This window comes from Gammaproteobacteria bacterium (assembly GCA_016716465.1).
Lineage (GTDB): Bacteria > Pseudomonadota > Gammaproteobacteria > SZUA-140 > SZUA-140 > JADJWH01.
On the sequence record JADJWH010000001.1, the window covers coordinates 742,070 to 758,909 of the forward strand.

A 16,840-nucleotide genomic window follows, 5' to 3' on the forward strand; every position below is an offset into this window, starting at 1 on the left:
CGTCCCCATGAACGCTCATAAACTGAGTCGGGGACGGATTTGAGATCCGTCCCCGACACCTAAATTACACCTGAATGAAACAGGCGCAACAAATGATCATCATCATGAAAGCCAGTTCGACCGAGCCGCAGATCGAGGCGGTGGAGAATCATCTGCGTTCGCTTGGACTGCAACCACACACTTCCCGCGGCATGCAGCGCACCGTCATCGGTGCGATCGGCGACGAACGTGAGATCGACCTGGACCGGATCGGTGTACAGGACGGGGTGGAACGCGTCGTGCGGGTGATGAAGCCCTATAAGTTCGTGTCGCGCGAATCGCACGAACAGGACACCGTCATCGACGTCAAGGGGATCCCGATCGGCGGCAAGACGATACAGATCATCGGCGGGCCCTGCTCGGTGGAGACGCCGGAACAGATGGAGGCCGCCGCCGCCGGAGTCGCCGCCGCCGGTTGCCGCCTGATGCGGGGCGGAGCATTCAAGCCGCGCACCAGCCCGTATTCCTTCCAGGGCAAGGGGGTCGACGGACTGGCCATGTTCCGCACGGCCGCGGCCCGTCACCAGCTGCCCATCGTCACCGAGCTGATGGACGTGCGCATGCTGGATACCTTTCTCGAGCAGAAGGTCGATGTCATCCAGATCGGCACCCGCAACATGCAGAACTTCGACCTGCTCAAGGAGGTCGGGCGCAGCACCCATACGCCGGTGATCCTCAAGCGCGGCCTGTGCGCCACGATATCGGAATGGCTGATGGCCGCGGAGTACATCGCCGCCGGCGGCAACCATAACATCATCTTCTGTGAACGCGGCGTCCGGTCTTTCGAGGATGCCTACCGCAACATGCTCGACGTCACCGCGGTGCCGGTGCTCAAGCGCGAGACCCATCTGCCGGTACTGATCGACCCCAGCCATGCGGGCGGCAAGGCCTGGATGGTGCCGGCGTTGTCGCGCGCGGCGATCGCCGCCGGCGCCGACGGCCTCCTGGTGGAGATGCATCCCAACCCGCCGGCGGCCTGGTCGGACGCCGACCAGGCCCTCAGTCCGCGCGAGTTGGCGGATTTGATGGTCGAGCTGCGCGGCATCGCCCGGGTGCTGGGGCGCGATCTCTAGCGCGTCGACCCGCGCCGCCCCGACATGTCCCTTGCCGCTCCCGCACAACGACTGACCATCATCGGCGTCGGCCTCATCGGGGGTTCCCTCGCGCGGGCGCTTCGACGCGAGCATCCGGGTATCGAGGTCATCGGTTGCGGCCGGCATTTGCCCAATCTGGAGCGCGCGCGGGAACTGGGCGTCATCGATCGTTACGAGACCGACCCGGGACGCGCCGTTGAAGGTTCAGACCTGGTTGTGGTGGCCGTGCCGGTCGGCGCCATCGGACCGATATTCGCGGCGATCGCCGGCCATCTCGCCGACGGCGCCGTCGTCACCGACGTCGGCAGCACCAAGGGGAACATCGTGGATGCCGCGCGCCGCAGCCTGGGCGTGCGGCTGGCGGATTTCGTCCCTGGACACCCCATCGCGGGCACGGAACGCAGCGGCGTCGAGGCCTCGTTCGCGGAACTGTTTCAAGGCTGCCGGGTAATCCTGACACCGCTTGCGGAGACGCGCCGAACGGCGCTCGAACGCGTGCGCGCGCTGTGGTCACTCGCGGGCGCGCGCGTAAGCGACATGGACGTGCGGCACCATGATGAAGTCCTGGCCGCCACCAGTCACCTGCCGCACCTGCTCGCCTATACACTGGTGGACACCCTGGCTCGCATGGACGACAGCGAGGAGATCTTCGACTACGCCGCGGGTGGCTTCCGGGATTTCACCCGCATCGCATCCTCCGATCCGGCCCTGTGGCGCGATATCAGCATCGCCAACCGCGACGCGATGCTCGATACGGTCCAACGCTTCACGGATAACCTTGCCGCCGTCACAGAGGCGCTGCAGCGCAACGATGGCGATACGCTGATGAAGGTGTTCGCGCGCGCGAAGGAGGTGAGGGATCGGTTCGCGGAAAAGGGCAAAGTGAAGAGCGAGGAATGAAACGTTAGGTGATGAGTGAAGGGTGATGGGTGATCATAACCAGTTCATTGACCCATCACCCATCACCCATAACCATCTTCAAAGTTGCAATGACGACTAAAGAACATATCTTCGACATCACCCCCGGCGGCCGCCTGAGCGGTGAAATCCGCGTTCCCGGCGACAAGTCGATTTCGCACCGCTCCATCATGTTCGGCTCGCTGGCCGAGGGAGTCACCGAGGTGGAGGGGTTCCTGGAGGGTGAGGACAGCCTGGCGACACTGGCGGCGTTCCGCCGCATGGGTGTCGCCATCGACGGGCCGGCACAGGGGCGGGTCACCATTCGCGGCGCAGGCATGCGCGGGCTGAGTGCGCCCGACGGCCCGCTCGATCTGGGCAATTCCGGGACCTCGATGCGCCTGATGGCCGGGCTGTTGTCCGCGCAGTCCTTCGATACTGAACTGACCGGCGACGCCTCGCTGTCGCGCCGGCCGATGCGCCGGGTGACACAACCGCTGGCATCGATGGGCGCGCGTATCGAGACGGAGGCCGCGGGCACGCCGCCGCTGCGCATTCGCGGCGGATCGCCGCTGCGCGGCATACGCTACGACATGCCGGTCGCAAGCGCCCAGGTCAAATCCGCGCTGCTGCTGGCCGGGCTCTATGCCGACGGCGAGACCTGCGTGACCGAGCCCGCGCCCACGCGCGATCACACCGAACGCATGCTGACCGCCTTCGGTTATCTGGTCACGCGCCACCACAACACCGTCTGCGTGAAGGGCGGAGGGCGGCTCAATCCGACCCGCATTGCGATCCCGGCGGATATTTCCTCGGCGGCGTTCTTCCTGGTCGGAGCCGCGATTGCGCCGGGGTCCGACGCGACGCTGACCGATGTCGGCATCAATCCGACGCGCATCGGCGTGATCAACATCCTGCAGCAGATGGGCGCGCGCATCGATATCCTCAACAAGCGCATGTTCGGCGGCGAACCGGTGGCCGACCTGCGCGTGCGCGCGGGCATGCTCAAGGGCATCGACATCCCGATCGAGCAGGTCCCGCTGGCGATCGATGAATTTCCCGCACTCTTCATCGCCGCGGCCTGCGCCGAAGGCCGGACGGTGCTGACCGGCGCGGAGGAACTGCGCGTCAAGGAAAGCGACCGCATCCAGGTCATGGCCGACGGCCTGCGGCGGCTGGGCGTCATGGCCGAGCCGACGCCGGACGGGATTGTCATCGAAGGGAAGGGCGTAGCCGGTGCCAAGGGGACAGATTTAAAATCTGTCCCCAATGGCGCAACTTCTGTCCCCGAACATCAGGCGGTATTTTCCGGTGGTGAGGTCGAGAGCCACGGCGATCACCGCATCGCGATGGCCTTCGCGGTGGCCGGCTTTCGTGCCGCAGGCCCGATTCGCATCCGCGACTGCAAGAATGTGGATACCTCGTTCCCGGGGTTCGTGGGACTGGCGCGGAAATCCGGATTAAAAATCAAAACACAGGACTTAGGACTCGGGACTGAGTGAAAATACAAAAATTCAAAGGATCGAAGAAAGGCGGGTCACCTTCAGGCCGTGATTCCCATCGCGAGTTCTTCATAAACTTAATCCTTATCTCAAATCCCTAACGTCTTGTTTGCAGTTATGGTTGATTCAGTTCCAGTCATCACCGTCGACGGCCCCGGGGGAGTGGGGAAGGGGACGGTCAGCCGCATCGTTGCGGCGCGGCTGGGCTGGCACCTGCTGGACAGCGGGGCCCTGTATCGTCTGGTCGGGCTGAGCGCCCTGAAACGGGGCGTCGCGCTGGATGACGAGGCGGCCGTGGCCGCGCTTAGCACCCACCTGGACGCGCAATTCACCGGTAACAGCGGCGATAATACCGTCATCACACTCGATAATGTCGACGTGAGCGACAAAATTCGTACGGAAAGCGTCGGTTCGGCAGCGTCCCGGGTAGCTGCTCTGCCCGCCGTGCGCGAGGCCCTGCTGGAACGTCAGCGTCGGTTTTGCCGCCCGCCGGGCCTGGTGGCCGATGGCCGTGACATGGGGACGGTGGTGTTTCCGGGCGCCCAACTCAAGGTCTTTCTGCAGGCCAGTCGGGAAGAACGGGCATCAAGGCGTTATAAACAGTTGAAGGACAAGGGAATCAGTGTTAGTCTTGATGCCCTTCTGAGGGAGATTGAGGAACGCGACGCGCGGGACAGCACCCGTCAGGTCGCACCGATGAGGCCGGCGGAAGGCGCGGTGATTATCGACACCACGCATATGGGTATCGCGGGCGTGGTGGAAAACATCCTGCGCGCCTGGAATGGGCGCCCGAATTGATTCACCGTCGGCCTATTCTTCAGCCGTTCCCGCAGTTTAAGGTGGTAAAGGCAGTCAGGTAAAAGGTGCCCGCCGTCGGGACACAGGTCTCGTGGCGCGGCTGACATTAAATCGTCTGCACACGCAGACACAACCAAGGGAATTGCCCGGCGCAGGCCGCGGCAAGGAAACGTAACCCCAATGAGTGAAAGCTTCGCAGAACTTTTTGAACAGACACAGATAGACAAGCAGATGCGTCCCGGCTCCATCGTCATCGGGACCGTCGTCATGGTCGGCTCCGACGTCGTCGTCGTGAACGCCGGCCTCAAGTCCGAGGGCATCATCCCCATCGAGCAGTTCATGACCGACGGCCGCGTCGCTGACGTGCGCGTCGGTGACGTGATCGAAGTCGCGCTCGATGCCGTCGAGGACGGCTCCGGGGAAACCCGCCTCTCCCGCGAGAAGGCCCGCCGCATCAAGCAGTGGGACCTGCTCGACCAGGTCATGGAGAAGGGCGACAAGGTCGTCGGACGGATCAGCGGCAAGGTCAAGGGCGGCTTCACCGTCGACATCGGCGACATCCGCGCGTTCCTGCCCGGCTCGCTGGTCGACATTCGGCCGGTGCGCGATCTCACTCATCTGGAAGGCAAGGATCTCGAATTCAAGATCGTCAAGATCGACCGCAAGCGCAACAACGTTGTCGTGTCCCGCCGCGCCGTGGTCGAGAGCGAAGGCAGCGCCGAGCGCGAGGCCCTGCTCTCCAACCTGGAGGAAGGCCAGGTGGTCAAGGGCGTGGTCAAGAACCTCACCGATTACGGCGCGTTCATCGACCTCGGCGGCATCGACGGCCTGCTGCACATTACCGATATGGCGTGGAAGCGCATCAAGCAACCGTCCGACATCGTCAATATCGGCGACGAGATCGATGTCAAGGTGCTCAAGTTCGACCGCGAGCGCAACCGCGTCTCGCTGGGCCTCAAGCAGCTGGGCGAGGATCCGTGGGAGAATCTCACCCGGCGTTACCCGGTGGGCGCCAAGGTCTTCGGCAAGGTCACCAACATCGCCGACTACGGCTGCTTCGTCGAGATCGAAGAGGGCGTGGAAGGCCTGGTGCACGTTTCCGAGATGGACTGGACCAACAAGAACATCCATCCCTCCAAGGTTGTTCACCTGGGCGACGAGATCGAAGTCATGGTGCTCGACATCGACGTCGATCGCCGCCGCATTTCGCTCGGCATCAAGCAGTGCCAGTCGAACCCGTGGGAGGATTTTGCCAGCCGCCACAACAAGGGCGACAAGATCTCGGGCGTGATCAAGTCGATCACGGATTTCGGCATCTTTGTCGGCCTGGAAGGCGGTATCGACGGCCTGCTGCATCTGTCGGACCTGTCCTGGAACGCCGCGGGCGAAGAGGCGGTGCACAATTACAAGAAGGGCGACGAGATCGAGACCGTGATTCTGGCGATCGATCCCGAGCGCGAACGCATCTCGCTCGGCATCAAGCAGCTCGAGCGCGACCCCTTCGAGCTCTATGTCGCTGAACACCCCAAGGGCAGCATCGTGACCGGCAAGGTCACCACGATCGACGCCAAGGGTGTGACCGTGCAGCTGGCGGACAGCGTGGAGGGCTACATCCGCTCGGCCGACCTGTCGCGTGAGCGTATCGACGATCCCCATACCGTGGTCAGCGTCGGCCATGAGGTGGAGGCGAAGTTCACCGGCGTGAACCGCAAGAACCACACCATCATGCTCTCGATCAAGGCGAAGGACGAGCATGAAGAAGCTGAAGCGGTCAGGGAATACAGCCGTTCCGCATCCGAATCCGGCGGCGCGACGCTGGGGGATCTGATCAAGGAACAGCTCGACAAATAAAAAAACAGTGCGACGATCCCACAGGGATGTGGGCATCGGCACGCGAATGTAACGGGTTTCGTTGGATAACGGGTAGTTAGGGATAATTCCGGTATTGGGGGCCACTGTAATGACGAAATCGGAACTAATAGAAATAATCGCGCAACGACAGAAGCATCTTTCCTATAAGGACATCGAGTTCGCGGTAAAAACAATGATCGAACAGATGGCGCAGTCGCTGGCCAGCGGCGAACGCATCGAGATTCGCGGCTTCGGCAGCTTTTCCCTGCATTACCGCCCCCCCAGGATGGGACGCAACCCCAAGACCGGTGAGGCCGTTCCTCTGGAGGGCAAACACGTGCCCCATTTCAAACCCGGCAAGGAACTGCGCGAACGCGTCAACAGCGGACCGGCGCAGGAGAAATCCAGACCAGGCGATCCGCAGATGATGTCGAGAGAGATGCAGTAAGGCCTAGTCCGCCGCCGGCCCGCGCGCCGCTCGCAACCCTGCGTCATTGAGGACGGATGAAGCGCATTATCAGTCTGGTATTCTTCCTGGTCGTTCTGATCTGCGGCCTGTTCTTCGGGTTGTTGAACGCCGATCCAGTCAGGATCGACTATTATTTCGGCGCGCGTGAACTCCCTCTCGCACTGGTTCTGGTCATCACGCTGCTCGCGGGCGCCGTGTGCGGGGTGCTGGCCGCGCTGGGTGTGATCTTCAGGAAGAACCGCGAAATCGGGCGGTTGCGCAAGGAGATCAGGATCGCCGGCAAAGAACTGAGCAATCTCCGCGCGCTTCCCTATCAAGACGAACACTGATGCCGCAGGAACTGTTGTGGCTGCTGTTGCCCGTGGCCGCCGCCTCGGGCTGGTTCGCCGCATATCGATACCTGACCCGGGGGCGCACTCCGGGGATCCGCATCGAACCCGAGTACTTCAAGGGCATCAATTACCTCATCAACGAGCGCCCGGACAAGGCGATCGAGGTGCTGGTACAACTCGTCGAGATCGACAGCGAGACGGTCGAGCCGCATTTCGCCCTCGGTAACCTGTTTCGCCGCCAGGGGGAGGTCGATCGCGCAATCCGCATTCACCAGAACCTCGTCGCGCGTCCGCAGTTGACCCGTGCGCAATCCAGTCGCGCCCTGTTCGAACTCGGCCGTGACTACTATCAGGCCGGGCTGCTGGACCGGGCTGAGAACCTGTTCCGGGAGATCGTCGAGCGCGACTCGAAAAACACCCATGCGCTGCGTCTGCTGGGAACCATATACGAGCAGGAAAACGAATGGGAAAAGGCGATTGCCATTACCTCCATGCTGGATGGCAACCGACCGGTGCTTGCGAATTATTACTGCGAGCTCGCCGCCCAGGCGCTTGCGGCCGGCGACCACGTCCGCGCGAAGAAGATGCTGAGGCGCGCCTATTTCAAGGATCGCCAGTGCGTGCGCGCCAGCCTGCTGGCAGCCAGTCTCGCGAGTTCCGAAGGTCGCTACAAGGCGGCGATAAAATCCCTGCAACGGGTAAGCCGGCAGGACCCTCAATACCTGTCGGAGGTCGTGGCGCCGTTGCTGGAATGTTATGAGCAGATCGGGAAACCGGAACAGGCGATCGATTTCCTTGCCCCGGCGCTGCGCCGGCAGGGCGCCTTTCACCCGGTGATGCTGTTCGTCGAGTATCTGCGGCGGCAACGCGACGAAGGCGAGGCCCGACTCTACCTTGAGGCGTACCTCCATGCCCATCCTTCGCTGCCGGGCCTGGCCTATCTGCTAGAATCCCTGGGGCAGGGGGCGGATGCCAGGCGGGGGAATGACCTCGGCACTGGGCTGCGCGTTATTAATAAATTGCTTGAAAATATACCTATGTATCATTGTTCTAACTGTGGTTTTAAAGGAAATACTCTCCACTGGCAATGCCCGGGATGCCGGCAGTGGAACACCGTCAAACCCTACCAGGGACAAGCGGCATGAGCGGCCGGACGACGGATCAGAAACGCATCATCGTGGCGCTGGATTACCCGGATCCGAAACAGGCGCTTGCGATGGTGGATCGGCTGGATAGTACCCTCTGCCGGGTCAAGGTCGGCAAGGAACTGTTTACACGCGCCGGGCCGGGCCTGGTCGAGCAATTGACCGGCCACGGCTTTGAGGTATTCCTGGATCTCAAGTTTCATGACATTCCCCATACGGTCGCGGCCGCCTGTGCCGCCGCGGCCGATCTCGGCGTGTGGATGGTGAACGTCCATGCCCAGGGCGGCCGGCGCATGCTGGAGGCGGCACGGGAAAGCGTGGAACGCTTCCCGTCCCGTCCGCGCCTGATCGCGGTAACGGTGCTGACCAGTCTGGACGACGCCGGATTGCGCGAGATCGGGTTTCAGGACAGTGCGGAGCGGCTGGTGGAACGGCTGGCGGCGCTGGCCGCCGATAGCGGGCTCGACGGTGTCGTATGTTCGGCACGCGAGGCGGCGGCACTGCGCACGAGACATGGCCCCGGTTTCACCCTGGTTACCCCGGGTATCCGCCCGGCTGGCGGCGCACAGGACGACCAGCGGCGCATCATGACCCCGGCGGAGGCGATACGCGACGGTTCCGATTATCTGGTCATCGGCCGCCCGATCACCGGCGCCGTCGATCCGGTCGCCGCGCTGCGCGCCATCCAGGCGGAGATCGCCGGAATCTGTAATTGACCCCGCGAAAGTTTGTGCTAGGCTGGATCGCGCTTTCCCAAAGCGACGCGGCAGGACGCCGCGTGTCCATCCATCAGGTTAAAAGGAGTTAACCAATGAAAACCTTGCACAGCATTCTCCTGGGAATCGTTCTCGCGGCCGCCAGCCTCACGGCCGCCGCGGCAAAACTCAACATCAACGAGGCCGATGCCGCCGCCCTGGCCGAACTGAGCGGGATCGGCGCGGCCCGGGCGGAGGCCATCATCGCCTATCGCAAGGCGAATGGTCCCTTCAGAACCGTCGATGACCTCGCCAAGGTCAAGGGCATCGGGCCGGCCTTCATCGACAAGAACCGGGATCAACTGACCGTGGGGGATGTGGCAAAGCCTTCCCGGGAGGCCTCCGCGGACTGAACAACGCTACCGAACCCGGCTTTCTGACGGCCCCCTGTCACGGGGGCCGTTTTTTTCTCCAGGGGTGGCGTTTGCCGCACCGGTCCAATACAATACTTCGCGATATCGGATTAACCGATTGATTCTAATTATTCTTTCCCGGTCTGATCGTGATGAACATGGAACCCAGGCACCCTCTGAAGACGACCGCTCCCCCGGATCTTCTGCGCTATGTTGCACCCGAGGACGAGATCAGCCTGGTGGATCTGTGGTTGATCCTGTTGCGGCACAGGCGGCTGATCGCCGCGATCGTGGTGGTTGCGTTCCTGCTGGGCCTGGCCGCGGCCGCGCTCAAGACCGACCGTTACGCCTATACGACGACCATTCAAATCGCGCGCGTCGGGGACCAGCTTCTGGAACAACCGGATACACTGCTCGCCAAACTGAATGAAAGCTATATCCCATATGTCCTGCAGCAGCGGCTCCAGCAGGAACCGGGCGCCATGGCGATCCATGCCGGCGCCGAAATCCCGAAAAACAGCAACCTGATCCTGATCCGCAGCGAAGGCCCCGAAGCCGACGCCGACCTCCACCTCAAGGTGCATGGCCAGATCCTGGACCGCCTGGCCCAGGACCAGGACCCGGCGATCGACGTCGTCAAGCTCAGCATGGAGAATGACCTCAACCGGCTCCGCAATCAGCGTGACAAGCTCAAGGATCAGGCCGAATCCCTGCAGTCCCAGGACCAACGCCTGAACGAGCAGGAGGTTCTGCTGAAGAATCAGCTCAAGGATCTCAAGAAATTGATCGATAGTTCTGAATCGAACCGGAACAAGGCCCTGCGGGAAGTTGAGGGTGAGGCGAAGGCGATGACCCTGATGCTGATCGACACCGAGACCCGGAAGTACATGGATCGGGAAGCGGAGATCGAGGAACGTCTCCTGGTCGGGTTGCCGCAGGAGCGGGATACGCTGAAAAACGGCCTGGCCGATAATCTCCGCAGTCAGGCGGAACTGCAGGAACGGCTGCGGGAGGCGGAGGCGAAGATCGTGAATATCCGCTACACACGACCCATCACGCCCTCCCTGCGCTCACAGAATCCGCTGGGTGTCAGCAGAGAAGTCATCGTGATCCTGTCCGGGATTCTTGGACTGATGCTGGGCATTTTTTCAGCGTTCATCGCCGAGTTCCAAATCAGGATCAGGGAGAGGCTGGACGAGCAGGCCCAGTAACCGATAAGCCGTTCGCGACGCCTCGAGAGCCGCCTTGGGTAGTGATAATGCGTTCACAGGATATTCATCTCTGACATTTTCCCCTTTGGTAGAATAACGCCATGATGATACAACCGGTTATCCTCTCGGGCGGCTCGGGTACGCGCCTGTGGCCGCTCTCGCGGGAATATTATCCCAAGCAACTGCTGGCTCCCGTCAGCGACCGGACCCTACTGCAATCCACCGTGTGCCGCCTGGACGGATTCGACGGTGGTTCCGGTCCACGCATCGCTGCGCCACTGGTCATCTGTAACGAGGAACACCGGTTCCTGGTGGCGGAACAGATGCGACAACTGGGCAAGCCACCCGGGCAAATCCTGCTCGAGCCGGTCGGGCGCAACACCGCGCCGGCGGCGACGCTGGCGGCGCTGCACGCCGGCGCGCGCGACGAGGATGTCGTGCTGCTGATCATGCCGGCGGACCATCTGATCCAGGATGAAGCAAGCTTCCGTCAGGCCGCCCTCGAAGGCGCGCAACTTGCCGCACAAGGCTATGTCGTCACGTTCGGTATCGTGCCCACGCGCGCCGAGACGGGCTACGGCTACATCCGCAAGGGCGACATGATCGCCTCTATCGGTCCCCAGTCCTCAGTCCTCAGTCCTTTCCAGATAGACAAGTTCGTCGAGAAACCCGACGCCGTTACTGCACAGTCCTACATCGATTCCGGAAACTATCTCTGGAACAGCGGGATCTTCATGGTACACGCTGGCGTGTGGCTGGAGGCCATCGGGCGATTCCGCCCTGACATTCGGGCGGCGGCAGAGCAGTCCTATCGGGGCGGCAAACAGGATGGTGATTTCTACCGGGTGGACAAGCCTTCGTTTACCTCCTGCCCAAGCGATTCCATCGACTACGCCGTGATGGAAAAACTCACCGTCTCACCCGTCATGCCTGACGCCTCGCCAGCGAAAGCGGCGGTAATCCCGCTCGACGCCGGCTGGTCGGATGTCGGCGCCTGGTCCAGCCTGTGGGAAGTATCCCCTCAGGACGCGGATGGGAATATCCTGCGCGGCGATGTCCTCGCGGAAGACACGCGCAATTCGATGTTGTATTCCGAACACCGGCTGCTCGCGGGCGTCGGTCTGGAGAACATCATCGCGATCGAGACGGCCGACGCGGTGCTGGTCGTTCATCGGGACCGGGCCCAGGACGTCAAGGAGATCGTCGGGCGTCTGAAGAAGCAGGGTCGTAGCGAGCACCAGATCCATCGCCGCGTGCACCGACCCTGGGGCAGCTATGAGGGCATCGACAAGGGAGAGCGCTTCCAGGTCAAACGCATCACCGTAAAGCCCGGCGCGTCGTTGTCATTGCAGATGCACCACCACCGTGCCGAGCACTGGGTCGTCGTCAGCGGCACCGCCCGTGTTGTCTGCGGCGACAAGGAATTCCTGCTCAGTGAAAACCAGTCCACCTACATTCCTATCGGCGTCACCCATCGTCTGGAGAACCCCGGCACGCTCCCGCTCGAACTGATCGAAGTCCAGTCGGGCTCGTATCTGGGGGAGGACGATATCGTCAGGTTCGAGGATCATTACGGGAGGAAGTAATGGGCGATGGGTAATGGGTGAATAAATATTCTGGTTTTCATCACCCATCACGTATTACCCATCACCTCTCGTAAAAAACGAGGATATAACCAATGTCCAAAACAGCACTGATCACCGGCATCACCGGCCAGGACGGGGCCTATCTGGCCGAGTTTCTGCTGAAGAAGGGTTATACCGTTCACGGGATCAAGCGGCGCACCTCGCTGTTCAACACCGATCGCATCGATCATCTATATCAGGATCCGCACGTCGACAACCGCCGCTTCATCCTGCATTACGGCGATATGACGGACTCGAGCAGTCTGATTCGGATCGTACAGCAGGTGCAGCCGGACGAGATCTACAACCTCGCCGCGCAGAGCCATGTCGCGGTATCGTTTGAGGAGCCGGAATACACCGCCGACTCCGACGCCCTGGGCGCGCTGCGTTTGCTCGAGGCCATCCGTATTCTCGGGTTGGAAAAGAAGACCCGGTTCTATCAGGCCTCGACCTCCGAACTGTACGGCCTGGTGCAGGAGGTCCCCCAGAAGGAGACGACGCCGTTCTACCCGCGCTCGCCCTATGCAGTGGCAAAGCTCTACGCCTACTGGATTACAGTCAATTACCGTGAAGCCTACGGCATCTACGCCTGCAACGGCATCCTGTTCAATCATGAAAGCCCCGTCCGCGGCGAAACCTTCGTCACCCGCAAGATCACTCGCGCGATGGCCCGCATCAAGCTTGGACTGCTCGAGTGCCTGTACCTCGGCAATCTCGATGCCCGCCGCGACTGGGGCCATGCGCGTGACTACGTCGAGGCACAGTGGCTGATGCTGCAGCAGAAAGCCGCGGAAGATTTCGTCATCGCCACCGGCATCCAGTACAGCGTGCGCGATTTCGTCGACGCCGCCGCCGCTGAGCTCGGCCTGCGCATTATCTGGAAAGGGACGGGTATCGATGAGAAGGGCTATGACGAGGCTGGCCGCTGCGTCGTCGCTGTCGATCCACGCTACTTCCGTCCGACCGAAGTGGAAACCCTGCTGGGCGATCCCACCAAGGCCAAGACCCGACTCGGCTGGAATCCTCGCACCAGTTTCAAGGACCTCGTCGCTGAAATGGTGCGGGAGGATCTTAAGGCCTCCGAGCGCGACGAGCTTTGCCGGCGCGAGGGATTCAGGACATTTGATCACCACGAATGAAACGTAGGACTAAGGACTTAGGACTAAGGACTGAGTAAGATCAAATACACAGTGCTGATAATCCTGCGGGGAGGAGGCGTTTATGGCTGGCAAGAAAGACATCAAAATTTGATTGCCTGGCAGGAAGCCAGAAATTTCCAAAGGAGTATTTATGAATGACAACTGCAAAAGAGTTTAATAGAGACTTTGGTTTGAAAGATCAGATGAGAAGGGCATCCGTGTCGGTCATGTCGAACATAGCCGAAGGTTTTGACAGGGGTGGGCGTGCTGAGTTTCACCAATTTCTGGTGGTAGCCAAGGCATCTTGCGCCGAACTGCGCTCCCAGCTGTCTTTTGAACTTGAAACGCAGGCTATATCAAAGCCAAGCATTTTGAGCAGATGATCTTGTTAACTCGGGAAGTTTCGAGAATTATCTCTGGCTTGCGCAAAGCAGTACAACATCAGCGCAAGTCTTTTACTAAGTCCTTAGTCCTTAGTCCTTAGTCCTTAGCCCCATGGTCGCACCAATTGTTTCTCAGCAGTATTCGGTTCCACAAACTGCGTCCATATATGTCGCTGGACATAGAGGCCTGGTTGGCTCTGCGTTAGTGCGGCGGCTTCAGGCCGCCGGATACAGGAACCTGATCCTGCGTACGCACCGGGAATTGGATCTGGCAGATCAGGAGGCGGTTCGGAATTTTTTTCAGCAGCACAAGCCGCATTATGTACTGCTTGCGGCGGCGAAGGTCGGTGGCATTCTTGCCAATGACACCTATCCGGCGGAGTTCATCCACGAGAACCTGGCCATACAGACCCACGTCATTCACGAGGCTTGGCGTTCCGGTGTGAAGCGGTTGCTGTTTCTCGGATCCTCCTGCATCTATCCCCGCGACTGCCCGCAGCCGATCAGGGAGGAGTATCTTCTCACCGGGCCGCTGGAAAAGACCAACCGCGCCTATGCCCTAGCCAAGATCGCCGGCGTCGAGATGTGCCGCGCCTACAACCAGCAATACGGCACCCGCTATCTTGCCGTGATGCCGACCAACCTGTACGGTCCGGGAGACAATTTCGATCTGCAAAACTCCCATGTCCTCCCGGCGCTAATCCGCAAGGTGCACGAAGCCAAGCTCACCGGAGCTTCCACGGTCACGGTATGGGGCACCGGAGCCCCGCGCCGCGAGTTCCTGCATAGCGATGACATGGCCGACGCCTGCCTCTTCCTGTTGAGCCTTGACGATGGGAACTTCTCATCACTCCTCATGCCTCACGCCTCACCACCGTTGATCAACATCGGTTGCGGCCAGGACATAACCATACGTGATCTGGCGGAAACCGTTCAGCGCGTTGTGGGCTTCGAAGGCACTCTGGTATTCGATTCTGGCAAGCCGGATGGCACCCCACGAAAGCTGCTGGATGTTTCACGGCTGAGCACGCTGGGCTGGGCGTCACGCATCGGTTTGGCCGATGGCATCGCCCAGGTCTACCGCTGGTATCTCGAGCAAACCGCCACGCAGGCGCGATGACCCGCATGGTCCCATGAAAGGGAAAGGAAAAGCGCTGATCCTCGACCGTGATGGCGTGGTCAATCTGGACAAGGACTATGTCTACCGAATCGAGGATTTCGAGTTCATCGACGGAATATTCGACCTCTGTCGGGACGCGGCCGCTCAAGGCTATCTGATCCTCGTCATCACCAACCAGTCCGGGATCGGGCGCGGCTACTACACTGAGGCAGATTTCCAGGCCCTCACTGGCTGGATGAAAGCCAGGTTCCAGGAGGAGGGGGTGACCATCACCCAGGTCTATTTCTGCCCCTACCATCCCGTTCACGGGATCGGGAAATACAAACAGGATTCCAATGACCGCAAACCCAACCCCGGTATGATCCTCAAGGCGGCACAGGACTACGATCTGGACCTCTCAAACTGTATACTCGTCGGGGATCGGGAGTCCGACATGAAGGCCGCCCAGACCGCCGGGGTAGGCCATAAGGTCCTGTATCGACCGGATGAAGACCCAGATGTCCAGACGCGTGCGGATTATGTCGTCAGCGACCTGACCACCGTGCTCGAACTGGTGATGGAGTAACGCTAGGAGTGTTATCGATAATGGGTTATGAGTTATGGATGACTGGAACATTGAATGGGTCATCCTGTGAACACTCACATTGTTATTTCCACGACAACCCATTCTTTGATCAGAGCTCGATCTTGGGATAAATTTCATTACCCATAACCGATCACACTCATCACCGATCATGACCGACCCCATACTGAAAGCGATCGAAGATCACCAAAAGGTGCTTGCCGCCGTCCGGGACCAGCTCGTCCCGGAAATCCATCGGGTCGCGCAATGCCTGGTCGAATGCATCGAGGGCGGTCGCACGATCTTCTGGTGCGGCAATGGGGGAAGTGCCGCGGATGCCCAGCATATCGCCGCGGAACTGGTTGGCCGCTTCGAGCGTGACAGAAAGGCCATGGCCTCCATCGCGCTGACCACCGATACCTCGATCCTGACCAGCGTGGGCAACGATTACGGCTTCGACAGCATCTTTCAGCGCCAGGTCGAGGCACTGCTGCGCCCCGGAGATGTGCTGGTGGGACTCTCTACCTCGGGCAACAGCCCGAATATAGTGCGCGCCATCGAACAGGCAAACGGGCAGGGGGCCACCACCATCGGCCTGCTCGGCAGGGACGGCGGCCAATTAAAGAAACTGTGCCGCCTGTCGATTGTTGTACCGGCACAGAACACCGCGCGGATTCAGGAAATGCATGGGCTGATTGGACATGTACTGTGCGATCTGATCGAACGGGGGTGCGGGAAATAGATTGGATATGCGTTATGGGTAATGGGTGATGAGTATAGAAAGTATCTGTACATAATCACCCATTACCCATCACTCGTTACCTCTGATTCATGTCGCAGAGCCAGAATTTGAAGATAACCTTGATAAACAGAAAACCCGGAGATTTATCATGAGTGACAAGAAAAGCACCAACGTCGTCTGGCATCAGGCCACCATCGACCGTCAGATGCGGGAGGCGATGAATGGGCACAAGAGCGTCATCCTGTGGTTCACGGGGTTGTCCGGCTCCGGGAAATCGACCCTGGCGCATGCCGTGGAAGACAAGCTCCACAAGATGAAATGCCGCACCTTCGTGCTCGATGGCGACAACATCCGCCATGGCCTGTGCAATGACCTGGGATTCTCCGACGAGGATCGCGTGGAGAACATCCGCCGCATCGGCGAGGTGTCGAAGCTCTTCGTCGAGGCCGGCGTCATCGCGATGACCGCCTTCATCTCACCGTTCCGGGCCGACCGCGAACGCGTTCGTGGCCTGGTCATGCATGGCGATTTCATCGAGATCTACTGCAAAGCTTCCCTCGAGGTATGCGAGCAACGCGATGTAAAGGGTCTGTACAAAAAGGCGCGTGCGGGCGAGATCAAGGCCTTCACCGGCATCACTTCACCTTACGAGGCGCCCGAAAACCCCGAGATCATAGTCGAAACAGGCAAGGATCCGCTCGAAAAATGCGCCGACCAGGTCCTCGACCTGCTGCGCGCGCGCGGCATCCTGAAAAACTAGGCAGTGGGGACAGATTTCAAATCTGTCCCCATATCAGGCAGCACCAATTAAGCAATATCCCGA

At 60.6% G+C, this 16,840-nt stretch carries 17 protein-coding genes and 1 pseudogene; all 18 read left to right on the top strand.

Features of this window, described 5'->3' with window-relative positions:
• Positions 1–92 precede the first annotated feature (92 nt).
• Positions 93–1,112, top strand: a complete 1,020-nt coding sequence (gene aroF / locus IPM20_03480; GenBank protein MBK9130692.1) for a 3-deoxy-7-phosphoheptulonate synthase — start codon at positions 93–95, stop codon at positions 1,110–1,112.
• Between the two features lie 24 nt (positions 1,113–1,136).
• Positions 1,137–2,033 (top strand): prephenate dehydrogenase/arogenate dehydrogenase family protein, encoded by an 897-nt coding sequence (locus tag IPM20_03485; protein ID MBK9130693.1) that lies wholly within the window; start codon positions 1,137–1,139, stop codon positions 2,031–2,033.
• Positions 2,034–2,122: 89 nt separating this feature from the next.
• On the top strand, positions 2,123–3,532 hold the full coding sequence (aroA, locus tag IPM20_03490; protein ID MBK9130694.1) for a 3-phosphoshikimate 1-carboxyvinyltransferase: 1,410 nt from the start codon (positions 2,123–2,125) through the stop codon (positions 3,530–3,532).
• A gap of 117 nt (positions 3,533–3,649) precedes the next feature.
• Positions 3,650–4,330 carry a (d)CMP kinase gene (gene cmk / locus IPM20_03495; GenBank protein ID MBK9130695.1) on the top strand — a complete coding sequence of 227 codons (681 nt, stop codon included), beginning with the start codon at positions 3,650–3,652 and terminating at the stop codon, positions 4,328–4,330.
• Between the two features lie 180 nt (positions 4,331–4,510).
• Positions 4,511–6,181, top strand: a complete 1,671-nt coding sequence (rpsA, locus tag IPM20_03500; protein MBK9130696.1) for a 30S ribosomal protein S1 — start codon at positions 4,511–4,513, stop codon at positions 6,179–6,181.
• A 109-nt stretch (positions 6,182–6,290) separates the two neighbouring features.
• Positions 6,291–6,629, top strand: coding sequence for an integration host factor subunit beta (locus IPM20_03505; GenBank protein ID MBK9130697.1), 339 nt, complete (start codon positions 6,291–6,293; stop codon positions 6,627–6,629).
• Positions 6,630–6,685: 56 nt separating this feature from the next.
• Entirely contained in the window at positions 6,686–6,979 is a 294-nt protein-coding gene (locus tag IPM20_03510) for a LapA family protein (protein ID MBK9130698.1), read from the top strand.
• Positions 6,979–8,127 carry a lipopolysaccharide assembly protein LapB gene (lapB, locus tag IPM20_03515; GenBank protein ID MBK9130699.1) on the top strand — a complete coding sequence of 383 codons (1,149 nt, stop codon included), beginning with the start codon at positions 6,979–6,981 and terminating at the stop codon, positions 8,125–8,127. Before IPM20_03510 ends, lapB begins: the two co-directional genes overlap by 1 nt.
• The gene (gene pyrF / locus IPM20_03520) at positions 8,124–8,843 is read left to right on the top strand and encodes an orotidine-5'-phosphate decarboxylase (protein MBK9130700.1); all 720 of its coding nucleotides are present in this window, start codon (positions 8,124–8,126) and stop codon (positions 8,841–8,843) included. Before lapB ends, pyrF begins: the two co-directional genes overlap by 4 nt.
• 95 nt (positions 8,844–8,938) lie before the next feature.
• Positions 8,939–9,235: a helix-hairpin-helix domain-containing protein gene (locus IPM20_03525; GenBank protein MBK9130701.1), complete on the top strand. Its 297-nt coding sequence runs from the start codon at positions 8,939–8,941 to the stop codon at positions 9,233–9,235.
• A gap of 152 nt (positions 9,236–9,387) precedes the next feature.
• Complete coding sequence (locus tag IPM20_03530; protein ID MBK9130702.1) at positions 9,388–10,446, top strand: hypothetical protein; 1,059 nt, start codon at positions 9,388–9,390, stop codon at positions 10,444–10,446.
• Positions 10,447–10,547: 101 nt separating this feature from the next.
• Positions 10,548–12,032: a mannose-1-phosphate guanylyltransferase/mannose-6-phosphate isomerase gene (locus tag IPM20_03535; GenBank protein MBK9130703.1), complete on the top strand. Its 1,485-nt coding sequence runs from the start codon at positions 10,548–10,550 to the stop codon at positions 12,030–12,032.
• A 92-nt stretch (positions 12,033–12,124) separates the two neighbouring features.
• A complete protein-coding gene (gene gmd / locus IPM20_03540; protein MBK9130704.1) occupies positions 12,125–13,210 on the top strand; it encodes a GDP-mannose 4,6-dehydratase in 1,086 nt (361 codons plus the stop codon).
• 108 nt (positions 13,211–13,318) lie between these two features.
• A pseudogene (locus tag IPM20_03545) lies at positions 13,319–13,694 on the top strand (four helix bundle protein).
• Positions 13,695–13,705: 11 nt separating this feature from the next.
• The gene (locus IPM20_03550; GenBank protein MBK9130705.1) at positions 13,706–14,713 is read left to right on the top strand and encodes a GDP-L-fucose synthase; all 1,008 of its coding nucleotides are present in this window, start codon (positions 13,706–13,708) and stop codon (positions 14,711–14,713) included.
• Positions 14,714–14,726: 13 nt separating this feature from the next.
• On the top strand, positions 14,727–15,278 hold the full coding sequence (locus IPM20_03555) for an HAD family hydrolase (GenBank protein MBK9130706.1): 552 nt from the start codon (positions 14,727–14,729) through the stop codon (positions 15,276–15,278).
• Positions 15,279–15,447: 169 nt separating this feature from the next.
• The gene (locus IPM20_03560; protein MBK9130707.1) at positions 15,448–16,017 is read left to right on the top strand and encodes a D-sedoheptulose 7-phosphate isomerase; all 570 of its coding nucleotides are present in this window, start codon (positions 15,448–15,450) and stop codon (positions 16,015–16,017) included.
• A gap of 148 nt (positions 16,018–16,165) precedes the next feature.
• A complete protein-coding gene (gene cysC, locus IPM20_03565) occupies positions 16,166–16,777 on the top strand; it encodes an adenylyl-sulfate kinase (GenBank protein ID MBK9130708.1) in 612 nt (203 codons plus the stop codon).
• Positions 16,778–16,840: the final 63 nt, after the last annotated feature.

Coding starts and splice junctions, on each gene's coding strand:
- gmd (MBK9130704.1), top strand. CDS start 12,125: ATGTCCAAAACAGCACTGATCACCGGCATCACCGGCCAGGACGGGGCC.
- aroF (MBK9130692.1), top strand. CDS start 93: ATGATCATCATCATGAAAGCCAGTTCGACCGAGCCGCAGATCGAGGCG.
- aroA (MBK9130694.1), top strand. CDS start 2,123: ATGACGACTAAAGAACATATCTTCGACATCACCCCCGGCGGCCGCCTG.
- IPM20_03510 (MBK9130698.1), top strand. CDS start 6,686: ATGAAGCGCATTATCAGTCTGGTATTCTTCCTGGTCGTTCTGATCTGC.
- pyrF (MBK9130700.1), top strand. CDS start 8,124: ATGAGCGGCCGGACGACGGATCAGAAACGCATCATCGTGGCGCTGGAT.
- cysC (MBK9130708.1), top strand. CDS start 16,166: ATGAGTGACAAGAAAAGCACCAACGTCGTCTGGCATCAGGCCACCATC.
- rpsA (MBK9130696.1), top strand. CDS start 4,511: ATGAGTGAAAGCTTCGCAGAACTTTTTGAACAGACACAGATAGACAAG.
- cmk (MBK9130695.1), top strand. CDS start 3,650: ATGGTTGATTCAGTTCCAGTCATCACCGTCGACGGCCCCGGGGGAGTG.
- IPM20_03525 (MBK9130701.1), top strand. CDS start 8,939: ATGAAAACCTTGCACAGCATTCTCCTGGGAATCGTTCTCGCGGCCGCC.
- IPM20_03530 (MBK9130702.1), top strand. CDS start 9,388: ATGAACATGGAACCCAGGCACCCTCTGAAGACGACCGCTCCCCCGGAT.
- IPM20_03505 (MBK9130697.1), top strand. CDS start 6,291: ATGACGAAATCGGAACTAATAGAAATAATCGCGCAACGACAGAAGCAT.
- IPM20_03555 (MBK9130706.1), top strand. CDS start 14,727: ATGAAAGGGAAAGGAAAAGCGCTGATCCTCGACCGTGATGGCGTGGTC.
- IPM20_03550 (MBK9130705.1), top strand. CDS start 13,706: ATGGTCGCACCAATTGTTTCTCAGCAGTATTCGGTTCCACAAACTGCG.
- IPM20_03560 (MBK9130707.1), top strand. CDS start 15,448: ATGACCGACCCCATACTGAAAGCGATCGAAGATCACCAAAAGGTGCTT.
- lapB (MBK9130699.1), top strand. CDS start 6,979: ATGCCGCAGGAACTGTTGTGGCTGCTGTTGCCCGTGGCCGCCGCCTCG.
- IPM20_03535 (MBK9130703.1), top strand. CDS start 10,548: ATGATGATACAACCGGTTATCCTCTCGGGCGGCTCGGGTACGCGCCTG.
- IPM20_03485 (MBK9130693.1), top strand. CDS start 1,137: ATGTCCCTTGCCGCTCCCGCACAACGACTGACCATCATCGGCGTCGGC.